The organism is Chryseobacterium sp. T20 (genome assembly GCF_047345655.1).
GTDB lineage: Bacteria > Bacteroidota > Bacteroidia > Flavobacteriales > Weeksellaceae > Chryseobacterium.
This window is the reverse complement of sequence record NZ_JBLFDU010000014.1, coordinates 21,801-34,551: the sequence shown is the minus strand read 5'-3', so window position 1 is coordinate 34,551 and position 12,751 is coordinate 21,801. Positions and strand designations below refer to the sequence as shown.

General features: G+C 36.4%; 10 protein-coding genes. 7 read left to right on the top strand and 3 right to left on the bottom strand.

Going from position 1 to position 12,751, the window contains the following annotated elements:
* Positions 1 to 28 precede the first annotated feature (28 nt).
* Together ACMA47_RS22325 and ACMA47_RS22320 are read right to left on the bottom strand one after the other, a co-directional pair.
* A complete protein-coding gene (locus tag ACMA47_RS22325; RefSeq protein ID WP_034695744.1) occupies positions 29 to 910 on the bottom strand; it encodes an SDR family oxidoreductase in 882 nt (293 codons plus the stop codon).
* 175 nt (positions 911 to 1,085) lie between these two features.
* Positions 1,086 to 1,496 (bottom strand): DUF1573 domain-containing protein, encoded by a 411-nt coding sequence (locus ACMA47_RS22320; protein ID WP_034695742.1) that lies wholly within the window; start codon positions 1,494 to 1,496, stop codon positions 1,086 to 1,088.
* A gap of 159 nt (positions 1,497 to 1,655) precedes the next feature.
* On the opposite strand from ACMA47_RS22320, the gene ACMA47_RS22315 reads away from it, so the two are divergent.
* The 3 genes from ACMA47_RS22315 (at position 1,656) to ACMA47_RS22305 (ending at position 5,980) form a co-directional block, all read left to right on the top strand.
* The gene (locus ACMA47_RS22315) at positions 1,656 to 2,909 is read left to right on the top strand and encodes a sensor histidine kinase (protein ID WP_413931553.1); all 1,254 of its coding nucleotides are present in this window, start codon (positions 1,656 to 1,658) and stop codon (positions 2,907 to 2,909) included.
* Between the two features lie 12 nt (positions 2,910 to 2,921).
* Complete coding sequence (locus ACMA47_RS22310) at positions 2,922 to 3,605, top strand: response regulator transcription factor (RefSeq protein ID WP_034695738.1); 684 nt, start codon at positions 2,922 to 2,924, stop codon at positions 3,603 to 3,605.
* 77 nt (positions 3,606 to 3,682) lie between these two features.
* Positions 3,683 to 5,980 (top strand): GH92 family glycosyl hydrolase, encoded by a 2,298-nt coding sequence (locus ACMA47_RS22305; protein WP_413931552.1) that lies wholly within the window; start codon positions 3,683 to 3,685, stop codon positions 5,978 to 5,980.
* A gap of 212 nt (positions 5,981 to 6,192) precedes the next feature.
* On the opposite strand, the gene ACMA47_RS22300 is transcribed toward ACMA47_RS22305, so the two are convergent.
* Positions 6,193 to 7,530: a dihydroorotase gene (locus tag ACMA47_RS22300; RefSeq protein WP_413931551.1), complete on the bottom strand. Its 1,338-nt coding sequence runs from the start codon at positions 7,528 to 7,530 to the stop codon at positions 6,193 to 6,195.
* A 101-nt stretch (positions 7,531 to 7,631) separates the two neighbouring features.
* Here ACMA47_RS22300 and ACMA47_RS22295 point away from each other — a divergent pair, with 101 nt between their 5' ends.
* From ACMA47_RS22295 to ACMA47_RS22280, 4 genes are all read left to right on the top strand, one after another.
* Complete coding sequence (locus ACMA47_RS22295; RefSeq protein ID WP_413931550.1) at positions 7,632 to 9,059, top strand: oligosaccharide flippase family protein; 1,428 nt, start codon at positions 7,632 to 7,634, stop codon at positions 9,057 to 9,059.
* 153 nt (positions 9,060 to 9,212) lie between these two features.
* Positions 9,213 to 10,229 carry a sugar phosphate nucleotidyltransferase gene (locus ACMA47_RS22290; RefSeq protein ID WP_413931549.1) on the top strand — a complete coding sequence of 339 codons (1,017 nt, stop codon included), beginning with the start codon at positions 9,213 to 9,215 and terminating at the stop codon, positions 10,227 to 10,229.
* 106 nt (positions 10,230 to 10,335) lie between these two features.
* Positions 10,336 to 11,181 carry a DUF4292 domain-containing protein gene (locus ACMA47_RS22285; protein ID WP_413931548.1) on the top strand — a complete coding sequence of 282 codons (846 nt, stop codon included), beginning with the start codon at positions 10,336 to 10,338 and terminating at the stop codon, positions 11,179 to 11,181.
* On the top strand, positions 11,178 to 12,740 hold the full coding sequence (locus ACMA47_RS22280; RefSeq protein WP_413931547.1) for a peptidoglycan DD-metalloendopeptidase family protein: 1,563 nt from the start codon (positions 11,178 to 11,180) through the stop codon (positions 12,738 to 12,740). Before ACMA47_RS22285 ends, ACMA47_RS22280 begins: the two co-directional genes overlap by 4 nt.
* Positions 12,741 to 12,751 lie beyond the last annotated feature (11 nt).

The window sequence follows — 12,751 nt, the reverse complement described above, 5'->3', positions numbered from 1 at the left end:
CCGGGAGCTTTTTTAATATAAGTTTAATTTAATTCGATTTTTTTGCTTTAATCATCGCTTCTAACGCATCCCACATTTCTTTAGGAATTGCTTCAAGCATATTAAATTCTCCGGCCCCCTGAAGCCATTCTCCTCCATCAATGGTTACCACTTCCCCATTCATATACGCTGAATAATCGGAAACCAGATAAGCCGCAAGGTTGGCAAGCTCCTGATGTTCTCCTACTCTTCTCAACGGAACTTTTTTCTTCATATCAAATTTCTCCTGAAGATCTCCAGGAAGAAGTCTGTCCCAAGCTCCTTTGGTTGGGAAAGGTCCTGGCGCAATGGCATTGAAACGGATTCCGTATTTTGCCCATTCAACAGCCAATGATCTGGTCATTGCTAGAACTCCTGCTTTTGCACAGGCAGATGGTACTACATAAGCAGAACCTGTCCATGCATATGTTGTTACGATATTCAGTACAGTTCCCGGAGTTTTAGAATCTATCCAGTGTTTTCCTACTGAAAGGGTGCAGTTTTTTGTTCCTTTTAAAACAATATCAAGGATAGAGTCAAAAGCAGAGTGAGTCAGTTTTTCTGTGGGAGAAATAAAATTTCCGGCAGCATTATTCAATAAAATATCAATCTTTCCGAATTCTTTCAGAGTTGCTTCTTTCATGGCTTCCACCTCATCCCAGTTTCTTACATCACAAGCTACACAAAGCACTTTGCCTCCTGTTTCCTCTTCCAGTTCCTTAGCTGTTCCCTGTAATTTTTCCAGATTTCTGGAAGTAATCACTACTTTGGCGCCCAATTCAAGAAAGTATTTGGTCATCGCTTTTCCAAGGCCGCTTCCACCTCCTGTTACAATTGCTACTTTATCTTTTAGTGCACCTTCGCGCAGCATAGGTTGTGTATATAGACTCATAAAATATTTTTTCTTAAAAATACTAAATATTGAAATGCAATCCTTTAAAATGGGTTGATAAATAATGCTACAAATAATTGTTCCTTATATTATTCTTAAAATAGATTAACTATTTAAAAAGAAAATAGCCTGATAACAATTACCAGGCTATTTTTTCATTTGTTAAAACAATGTATTAAGAAGCTACCACTCCTTTGAAAGAAAGTGTCTTAGGAGTTTTGCTGTCACTGGTAGTAACGTTTACAGTCTTCATAAATGGTCCTGCCGCTGCTGCGTTATAGCTGGCTTCTACAAATCCTTTCTTCCCTGGCTGAATAGGTGTTTTTGTATAATCCGCAGTGGTACATCCGCAAGAAGGAGCTACATTCTGGATAATGATTGGCTTTGAGCTTGTATTCGTGAATTCAAATCTGATCAATTTCGGCTTACCCTGAGGAATATTTCCTACGTCAATAGATTCTGATTTCCATTTAATAGCATCTGCTACCATTTTCACAATGGATGGAGCGTCTGCAGTAAGTACATTAGCATAAAAAGGAGAGAATGCCAACACTGCCAAAAGAGCTGTAATTTTTAGTTTTTTCATGAGTATAAATTTTAATATTTGAAACTGATTATTTTCTTTCGATATAGCAAATGTAAAGCAGACTGTGATTACAACTTGTTAACCGCTGTCTAACATTTGTTAACGAGTTGTTAATAATAAAAGATAAATAGATATTTTTGGATAATATTGTTTCAGGAAATGAAAATAAAAAGACTCAATATTATTATAACGCTGGGATTCGTTGCTATTATCGGAATTTTAATAGCACAGCTGATGTGGACCCGCCAGGCTTATAATCTTGAAGATAAAAAGTTTAATCAGAAGGTCAATATCGCCTTAATGGAAGTTGCGGAAAAACTCTCCGGAGGAAAGACGTCCTATACTGAAAATCCTGTTCAAAATATTGCCAATGACTATTATGTGGTTAATATCAACAATGAATTTCATCCCGTAGTTCTTGAATATTATCTGAAAACAGAGTTTACCCGTTTCCAGATCAACACAGATTATGTGTATGCATTATACAATTGCCACAGCGATAAAATGATCTATGGAAAATACATGACCTCTCATCAGGAAAGTCCCAGCAATAAGGTGATCAATTTTCCGAAGCATAAAAATCTGATCTATTACTTTTCCATACGCTTCCCGGATAAAACCACTTATCTGATCAGTTCATTACGATTCTGGTATCTCCTTACATTTGCCCTTATCATCATCCTTTTGGTGTATGTATATTCTATTTATACGATCATTCAGCAGAAGAAGTTTTCAGAACTCCAACGTGATTTTATCAATAATATGACTCACGAGTTTAAGACTCCTTTATCCTCGATACTTTTAGCTTCAGAAGCACTTAACAAGCAGGAAATGGTACAGGAAAATTCCAAACTGCAGACCTATACTTCCATTATTATCAATCAAAGTCACAAGCTCAATAGCCATATTGAAAAAATATTGAATATTGCGAAGAACGATGCGGCCGGGCTATCATTAAAACCTCAAAAAATTCTGCTTCTTCCTTTTATTCAGGAAATTGCAGACAATGTACAGCATAAAAACAAGGACCTCAGCATTGAGATCAATATTGAAAACAGTACTTCAGTAATGGCAGATGAGTTTCACTTTACCAACATCATTTATAACCTGTTGGATAACTCCATCAAGTATTGTGAAATTAAACCTGTTATTAAAATTTCAGCTCATAAAGATTCAAAAGGATTATATTTAAAGTTTAAAGACAACGGAATGGGAATTCCCGCTAAAAATATTCCTCATATTTTTGAAAAATTTTATCGGGTACACACCAAAAGAAGTGAAGAAGTGAATGGTTTCGGACTGGGATTATTTTATGTAAAAAAAGTAGTTCAACAGCATCACTGGAAAATTTCTGTAGAAAATAATGAAGATAAAGGAATTACCACGACGCTCTTCTTCCCGTTTTCAAATTAATCATGTGTAAGTATGGAGAAATCTAAAATTTTATATGCCGAAGATGACAAAACAATAGCTTTTCTGGTGGAAGATAGCCTGGAAAGTTATTATGATATCAGCTGTTATTCTGATGGTGAATCTGCATGGGAAGCATTTAACAGTCAGGATTTCGATATTTGTCTGCTGGATATTATGATGCCCGGCATGAACGGATTTGAGGTGGCACAGCGAATCCGCAGTAAAAATGCTGAGGTTCCGATTATTTTTATCTCTGCAAAAGCTTTAAAAGAAGACAGAATCAAAGGGCTTAAAATAGGAGCTGATGATTATCTGGTAAAGCCTTTCAGTATTGAAGAACTGATGTTGAAAATTGAGGTTTTCCTTAAACGGACTAAGAAAACGGATACTACTCTTTTAAAATATAAGGTGGGTAAATATAATTTTGATCCTAAAAACTATACCCTTCAAGGGATAGAAAACAGCATTACTCTTACCCAAAGAGAATCTGATCTTCTTTTGTATTTTATCCGCCACAAAAATCTGGTGGTCAAAAGACAGGAAATTCTGAAGGCCATCTGGGGAGATGATGATTATTTTATGGGACGAAGTCTTGATGTATTTATTTCCCGATTACGAAAAGTACTGGCTGAAGAGCAGAACGTTTTAATAGAAAATCTCCACGGAATAGGTTTCCGATTTTCTGAAAAAGAATAAATAATCCCCATATTACTCTAAAACATAACAGCAAATGATGATTTTAATTAATTTTAAACTTTGAAAATTGATCATTAATGAAAAATCACAGATCTACTGTTTTTCTATTTCTTTTATGTGTAAGTACACAGTTTAAGGCTCAAAAATTTGAAAAATTAATCCAATATGTCAATCCTCTGATCGGAACCGAAAAGATGGGACATACGTATCCGGGAGCCACTGTTCCTTTTGGTGCTGTACAGCTAAGCCCTGAAACAGACTCTATCTCATATGAACTTAACGGAAAGTATAATGGCGAGGTTTATAAATACTGTGCCGGTTACCGTTATGAAGATAAAACCATTGTTGGTTTCAGTTCTACCCATTTCAGCGGAACAGGACATTCTGATCTCGGAGATTTTCTGGTGATGCCTACTGTAGGAAAACTTCAGTTGAATCCGGGAACAGCTTCCAATCCGGAAAGTGGGTACAGAAGTAGATTTTCACACCAGAACGAAACAGCAGAAGCCGGATATTATAAAGTAAAACTGGATGACCACAATATCCTTGCAGAACTGACTGCAACACCAAGAGTGGGAATTCACCGCTATACTTTCCCGAAATCGGACCAGTCTCATATTATTCTGGATCTCATGGCAGGTATTTACAATTATGATGGAAAAAATGTATGGACATACGTTCGTGTAGAAAACGGAAATACCATCACAGGTTACCGACAGACCAACGGTTGGGCAAGAACCAGAACAGTTTATTTCGCCATGAAGTTTTCAAAACCTTTTAAATCTTACGGTCAGAAAAATTATGATGAGAAGCAGGTTTATAAAGGGTTTTGGAGAAAATTCGACCAAAATCAGAATTTCCCGGAGATTGCAGGTAAGGATCTGAAAATGTTCTTTGATTTTGATACCAATGAAAATGAGGCCATTGAAGTAAAATTGGCTATTTCTCCTGTAAGCCAAACCAATGCTTTGGAAAATCTTGAAAAAGAAGCCGGAAATATAACCTTCGATCAGGCTAAAGCTCAAGCTCAGGACAACTGGAATAAGGAATTAAATAAAATTGTTATAAAGGGCTCCGACACAGAAAAAACGAATTTCTATACAGCAATGTACCATACCTTCATTAACCCCACAACTTATATGGACGTTAATGGAGAATATAAAGGGTTGGATCAGAATGTTCACAAAGCAGATGGTTTTACCAATTACACAACCTTCTCTCTGTGGGATACTTATCGTACACTACATCCATTCTTTAATATCATCCAGCCTAAACGAAATGGTGATATGGTAAAGTCTATGATGGCTCATTACAATCAGTTTTCGATGAAAATGCTGCCGATCTGGTCACATTATGCCAATGACAACTGGTGTATGAGCGGCTACCACAGTGTAAGTGTAGTGGCTGATGCTATTATTAAAGGAAATTATAACGGTGATCCTGAAGAAGCTTTGAAAGCATGTATAGAAACAGCAAACAAAAGAAATTACGAAGGTATAGGACAATACATTGATCTTGGATATATTCCGGCCGAGAAAAACGGAACTTCAGTTTCCAATACCCTGGAATATGCCTATGATGACTGGGCTATTGCTCAACTGGCAAAGCATTTAAACAAAACAGAAATCTACAATCAGTTTATCAAACGCTCTGAAAACTGGAAAAATAATTTTGACAAAACCATCGGGTTTATGCGTCCGCGTCTGGCTGATGGAAGCTTTAAAAAGGATTTTGATGTATTAAGCACCCACGGGCAAGGTTTTATTGAAGGAAACTCATGGAACTACAGCTTCTTTGTTCCACAAAATCCAGCTGAACTGATCACGATGATGGGTGGGAAGAAGAAATTTGCATCTAAACTGGACGAACTTTTCACCATGCATTTACCTGATGAATTCTTTGCAGATACTGAAGATATTACAAGGGAAGGAATTATCGGTGGATATGTTCACGGAAATGAACCGGCTCACCATGTTGCTTATTTCTATAACTGGGCCGGACAGCCATGGAAAGCACAGGCACAAATCCGCCGTATTCTGGAAATGCAGTACAAAGCAACACCGGACGGGCTGGGAGGAAATGATGATGCCGGGCAAATGAGTGCATGGTATATTTTAAGTTCATTAGGTTTTTATCCTGTAGCTCCCGGCTCGGAAGATTATGCTATCGGAAGCCCTGCGATTGATAACGCTGTATTGAATTTGGAAAACGGAAAAACTTTTGAAATAGAAGCCATTAATCAAAGTCCGAAAAATGTATATGTTCAGAAGGTTCTTTTGAATGGAAAAGAAATTAAAAACTTTACATTGAAGCATTCCGAAATTATGAATGGCGGGAAACTTACTTTTTATATGGGGAATAAGGCGAAGAAGTAAATAATGAATATATTCTCGCAGATGATGCGGATTGAGCAGATGATTGGGTTAAAAAAATCTGCATAATCTCCTTGATCTGCGAGAGCTAAGAATAAGTTTTGGCTAAAGCCAATGGAAGATTACAATAAAAAGAGCGGGCTAAAGCCCGCTCCTATTGAATTATCATAATAATTTCAAGTTAACTCGAAACTATATTCTTTGAGTATATCCTATTAATCCCTTGGTTCAAAAAGCAATCTCTCTCCGAATTTTTCCTCAGCAATTGTACCATTATCATACACCAGATGTCCATTAACAAAAGTATGGGTAACTTTAGAGTGGAAATTCATTCCTTCCAGTGGACTCCAGCCACATTTGTACAGTAAATTGTCTTTGGAAACCGTCCAGTCTTGATTTAAATCTACTAAAACAAGATCCGCTTTATAGCCTTCTCTTACAAAACCTCTTTTTTCAACTTTGAAAAGGATTGCCGGATTATGTGACATCTTTTCAACAATTTTCTCAAGAGATATTTTACCGTTCTTATAGTTTTCAAGCATCACAACCAGTGAATGTTGTACCAAAGGCGCTCCAGAAGGGCATTTTGTATATACATTATTTTTTTCTTCTGCAGTATGTGGCGCATGGTCTGTAGCAATCACGTCTATTCTGTCATCCAGCAAAGCTTCCCAAAGCGCATCTTTATCCGTTTGAGTTTTTACAGCTGGATTCCATTTGATAAGATTCCCTCTTGTTTCGTAATCATCGTTGGTAAAAGTAAGGTGATGAACACATACCTCAGCAGTGATCTTTTTATCTTTTAGAGGAATATCATTTCGGAAAAGTTCCATTTCCTTTGCTGTTGAAAGATGGAAAACGTGAAGTCTCGCTCCCGTTTTTTTCGCAAGCTCAATGGCTTTGGATGAAGACTTATAACATGCTTCTTCACTTCTGATCAAATGGTGGAATTTTACAGGAATATCATCTCCGTATTCATCCATATATTTCTGAGTATTGGCTCTGATGGTAGCTTCATCTTCACAGTGAACAGCAATCAGCATTTTAGTATTACTGAAAATATTCTCCAGAGTTTCAGGATTGTCTACCAGCATATTTCCTGTGGATGATCCTAAGAATAATTTGATACCCGGAACATTTCTAGGATTTGTTTTTAAAACTTCTTCCAGATTATCATTCGTTCCGCCCATCATAAAACCATAGTTAGCATATGCTTTTTGAGAAGCAATCTCATACTTGTCTGCTAATAATTCCTGGGTAACTGCATTGGGAACAGTATTCGGCTGATCGATAAAACTCGTTATTCCTCCAGCAATAGCAGACCTTGATTCGCTTTCAATATCTCCTTTATGAGTAAGTCCCGGATCACGGAAATGCACCTGATCATCTATTACTCCGGGAAGAAGATACTTTCCTGAACCATCAATAACCTGATCTGCATCTTCAGAAATACCGGCAGCTATTTTAGATATTAAATCATTTTCTATTAGGATATCACTTTCAAAGACTCTTCCTTCGTTAACGATATTTACATTTTTTATAAGAACTTTCATTTCAATTTATTTCTACACAAAATTAAGATTTTCAGTTTTAATTAACTTCAAAATAACCAAACGAATGCTTAAAGTTTTACATTTGCAAAAAAAATTCGGCTTTGTACAAGAAACTATTAGGACAGACTATCATCTACGGAGTAGGAGCAATAGCACCAAGAATCATTCTATTTATCCTTAATCCACTTTTGATCTATAAGATTCCCAATGAAGGTTTTGCGATTTTCACCCAACTTTATGCGTGGATTTCATTTGTTAATATTATCCTATCTTTTGGTTTTGAAACAGCATATTTCAGATTTTCAGCCGAAGAGGATAACGAGAAAAAAACTTTCAATACCTCATTCTGGTTTTTATTTTCCACATCCACTCTTTTCCTCGCACTGTGTTATTTATTCAATCAACCCATTGCAGATTATGCGGGATACCACGATAACCCTGAATACATCAGATGGTTTGCCATGATTGCCTTTTTTGACAATTTATTGGTGATCCCTTTTGCATGGCTTCGTTTCCACAATAAACCCATCAAATATTCTGCAGTAAGAGTTGTTCAGGCTATTTTTCAGGCTGTTTTCACTGCTGCTTTATTCTTCTGGATCCCAGAGAGCATATCAAGAAGTATGGGGCTGGATCAAAATGTAGATTATCCGTTCTTCAGTAATCTGGCAGGAAGTGCCTTAGGCTTTTTATTATTACTTCCTATTATATTAAAGGTAAGATTTCAGTTTGTCACTTCATTGTTCGGACGTATGATCAAATACTCCTTCCCTCTGATGCTGGCAGGTCTGGCTTTTATGGTGAATGAAAACTTTGATAAATCCATACAGAGAAATCATATTTCAGACGAAGAAGCCGGTGCTTATGGAGGATGCTATAAACTTGCTGTACTGATGACATTATTTGTTACCGCTTACAGAATGGGGATTGAGCCTTTCTTCTTTAAACAAATGGATAAGGGAGATGCGAAAAAAACCTACGCCAAAGTTGCAGAATATTTCGCATTTTTCGCCTGTGCTGTAGCTTTGGGAATCATTGCCAATATATCATGGCTGAAGGCTGTTTTCATTCCTAATAAATCGTACTGGATCGCGATAGATATCATCCCAATTATTGTAATTGCCAATCTTTGTTTTGGAATATATTATAACTTTTCAACATGGTATAAAGTAACAGACAGAACCAGTATGGGAACTGTCATTTCATGGCTCGGAGCAGGAATCAATATAGGACTTAATCTCCTTGCTTTAAATTACTATCACAGCATGATGGGTTCTGCATGGGCTACTTTTGGAGCTTATATTATTATGATGATTGTTTCTTACCTGTTAGGTCAAAAATATTATCCTATTCCTTACAGAATGAAGAAAATGTCTTTCTTTCTGATACTGCTTGGGGTTTTTAGTTTCATCATTGTAAAATATCTCAACTATAATATTCTAGCAAGTAATCTCCTCTTTTTAATCTTTACCGGAATTTTGATTTATTCTGAGAAAAACCTGATTTTATCGAGAATCAGAAAGAATTAAACTTTGGTCTTTATTTTGCTTGTACACCAACCTATTGTTAATTTAAACAATTATTTAAAAAGATATAAATCATACTTTGCTAAAGGTTTTAATTATTATCTTTAACCTAAATATCAAAAATAACTAACAAAACATCTTTTATACATATAATTTATGAAAATTATTGTCCCTATGGCTGGACGTGGTTCCAGATTACGTCCTCATACACTGACAGTTCCAAAACCTCTTATTCCTATTGCAGGAAAACCTATCGTACAGAGATTAGTGGAAGATATTGCTAAAGTTGCAGGAGAAAATATTGAAGAGGTAGCTTTTATCATCGGAGATTTTGGCCCTGAGATCGAAAGATCCCTTATTCAGATTGCTGAAAAGCTGGGAGCAAAAGGAAGTATCTATTATCAGAACGATCCTCTTGGTACAGCTCATGCGATAAAGTGTGCTGAGCAGTCCATGCAGGGAGATATCGTTATTGCTTTTGCAGATACTCTTTTCCGTGCAGACTTCCAACTGGATAAAAATTCTGATGGTGTAATCTGGGTGAAAAGTGTTGAAGACCCATCTGCTTTCGGAGTAGTAAAATTGGATAACTACGGCTTTATTACCGACTTTGTTGAAAAACCAACAACTTACGTTTCAGATCTTGCTATCATTGGTATTTATTATTTCAACAGTGCTGAAAAGCTGATGGAGGAAATCAATTATATCATGGATAATGACATTAAAAACGGAGGTGAATATCAATTGACAACAGCTCTTGAAAATCTTAGATCAAAAGGAGCTAAGTTTACCCTTGGAAAAGTAAATGACTGGATGGATTGTGGTAACAAAAATGCTACCGTAGAAACCAACAGCAAAATCCTTGAATATGAAAGAGAAGAGATGAAGAATTATCCAGCTTCTGCAGTCATTGAAAATTCCCTTATTATTCAACCATGCTTTATTGGAGAAAATGTAAAAATCTCCAACTCAAAAGTAGGACCTGGTGTTTCTTTAGGAAACAACACAACCGTTGTCAATTCTAATATTGAAAACTCTCTGGTTCAGGAAAACACAAAAATCAATCACGGAAACCTATCCAATTCTATGATCGGTAATTCTGCACAGTATTTCGGAGTTGCCAGAGAAATCTCTTTAGGTGATTATTCTGTTTTAGATTTTTTATCTAAGTAAGAATAGAAAATATTTTATATAAATAACACATCATCAGGCCACACAAAATGTTTTTGTGTGGTTTGGCGTTAATATTGCAACGTATTTTTAATTTAAAGATAAATACATGAAAAATTGGATTCCTTTTCTTTTATTGCTTCTTGCCCTATCATCCTGTAAGACCCGTAATACTGTCCAAAACGACACAGATCATACACGGGACAGCATTAATACTACAAAAGACAATGGAAATCCAAAAGACGTAAATGAACCGGTAAGCGACAAACTTACTTTCTATGAACATGTATTAATTCCACCAAAATTCGAGCAGATCAAAATAGACAGTAAAATAAAAGTAGAAACAGGAAGCTATGTTCCTACACTGGATGCAACAATCTATATTGAAAATGATAAAAAGGTATGGATGAATCTCAGAGCCTTGTTTATTAATGCAGCCAGAGGTATTGCAACTCCGGAAGGGATAAAAGGACAGGACAAGATCAATAAAACCTTTATAGATTCTGATTTTGATTATCTTAATAATCTGCTGAATGTTAATTTCATTGATTATAAATCTTTGGAAAAAATATTAATGGGAAGAACTTTTGTAAAAATAAATGACAAACAGTTTATGCTGACCCAAAATGCACAAGGATTCAAAATGGTTTCTACCATCAATCAGAAAATTGTAACGGATGAAAAAAACAGAGAATATAAAATAGCCCTTCAGTACGATACTAATTACGATTTATTAAATGTCAATTTAAAAGATATTTTGTCTTCAGACGAGCTCGATGTTTCTTACAGCGACTGGAATGAATACGAAGGAGTCCGTCTTCCGAAAAATGTTAAAATAATTATAAAAGGCTCAAAATCTAGTCAGATTTTAATGGAAAATACGAAATTTGACTTTTCGAGGATGGAAACACCTTATTCTGTACCATCCAGTTATAAGAAAATTGAGATTAAATGATTAGAAAATTTAGCTTTTTAATAGGTGTTTTGATGTTCGGACTGCACCAGGGACAGCAGACCAAAGAACAGCTGCAAAAGCAGAATGCCGAACTTAAAAAACAAATTGCACAAATAAATACCGATTTAGCCAAAACCAGAAGTGAATCTAAACTTTCCGTAGCCTACCTTTCCAATGTCAACCAAAAATTGGTTTTAAGAGAAAAGGTTTATAATAATACGCAGAAAGAAAAAAGGTTCATTGAAGATGATATCTATTTACGTCAGCTGGAAATCAACCGTCAGAATAAAGAACTGGCTGTTTTAAGAAAAAACTATGCTGAAGTTTTGGTGAATGCTTATAAAAACAAAGGGGTACAGAACAAAGTAACGTTTATACTTTCTGCTAAAAATTTAGGAGAAGCCATACGTAGGGTTCAATATCTGAAACAATACTCAGACTACCAGGATAAAAAAGCAGCTGAAATCACAGATGCCGCTAATCTCATCAAAAAAACCATCGCTCAGAAACAAAACTCTGTAAAAGCGAAGGAAAATCTGTTGGTTAACCAACAGAAAGACCTGGCAACCATCAATGCTGAAAGAGCCCAGAAAGAACAACTGGTTGCTGATTTCAAGAAAAACGAATCTAAACTGACCGCTGAACTTAAGCAAAAACAAGTTCAGTCTAAAGCATTGGAAGGACAGATCAGAGCTATTATTGCAGAAGAGATCAGAATCGCCAAAGCAGAAGAAGAAGCCAGAAGAAAAGCGGAAGCAGAAAAAATACGTTTGGCAAAACTAGCTGCTGAAAGAGAGAAAGCAAGAATCGAAGCAGAAGCTAAAGCAAGAGCGGAAGCCCTTGAAAGAGAAAGAAGACTTGCAGAAGCAGAAGCTAAGAGAGCAGCAGACCTTGCCGCTAAAAGAGCAGAAGAAGAAAGAAAACGTAATGAAGACGCAGCAAAGGCAGAAGCTAATGCGAGAGATGAAGCAAGAAGAGTAGCCGCTAAAAAGGCTTCTGATGAGGCGAATGCAAGAGCTAAAGAAGCTGCTGATAAATTGGCCGCAGCAAGAGCAGCAGAAGCAGCTCTTACGAAAAGAAAAGAAGAAGAGAAAAAAGCAGCTGAGACCAAAGCTATGACAAGCTACGGAGTTTCCACCGCTACTGGGAACAGCTTTGCAGATAGCAGAGGAAGACTTGGCTATCCTGCAGACAGAGCCGGACAAATCACTCACCGTTTCGGAAGACAGCCGCACCCGGTTTTCAAAAATATTACTGAAGAAAATAACGGGATTAAAATTTCCGTCCCTTCAGGTACGCGTGCAAAATCTGTATTCCCGGGATCAGTATCTTCAGTTCTCGCCAACAATGACGGAACAAAGACAGTCATCATCAAACACGGAAGTTATTTTACCATTTATTCCAACTTAGGAAATGTAAGTGTTTCCAAGGGACAGCAGGTTTCATCAGGAACTCCTGTAGGTACAATAGCTCAGGATTTTGATGGTGCTTATACCCTTGATTTCCAAGTATGGAACGGAAGTACACCAGTTGATCCATTAGGTTGGATTTCATATTAAAAAAAGTGTAA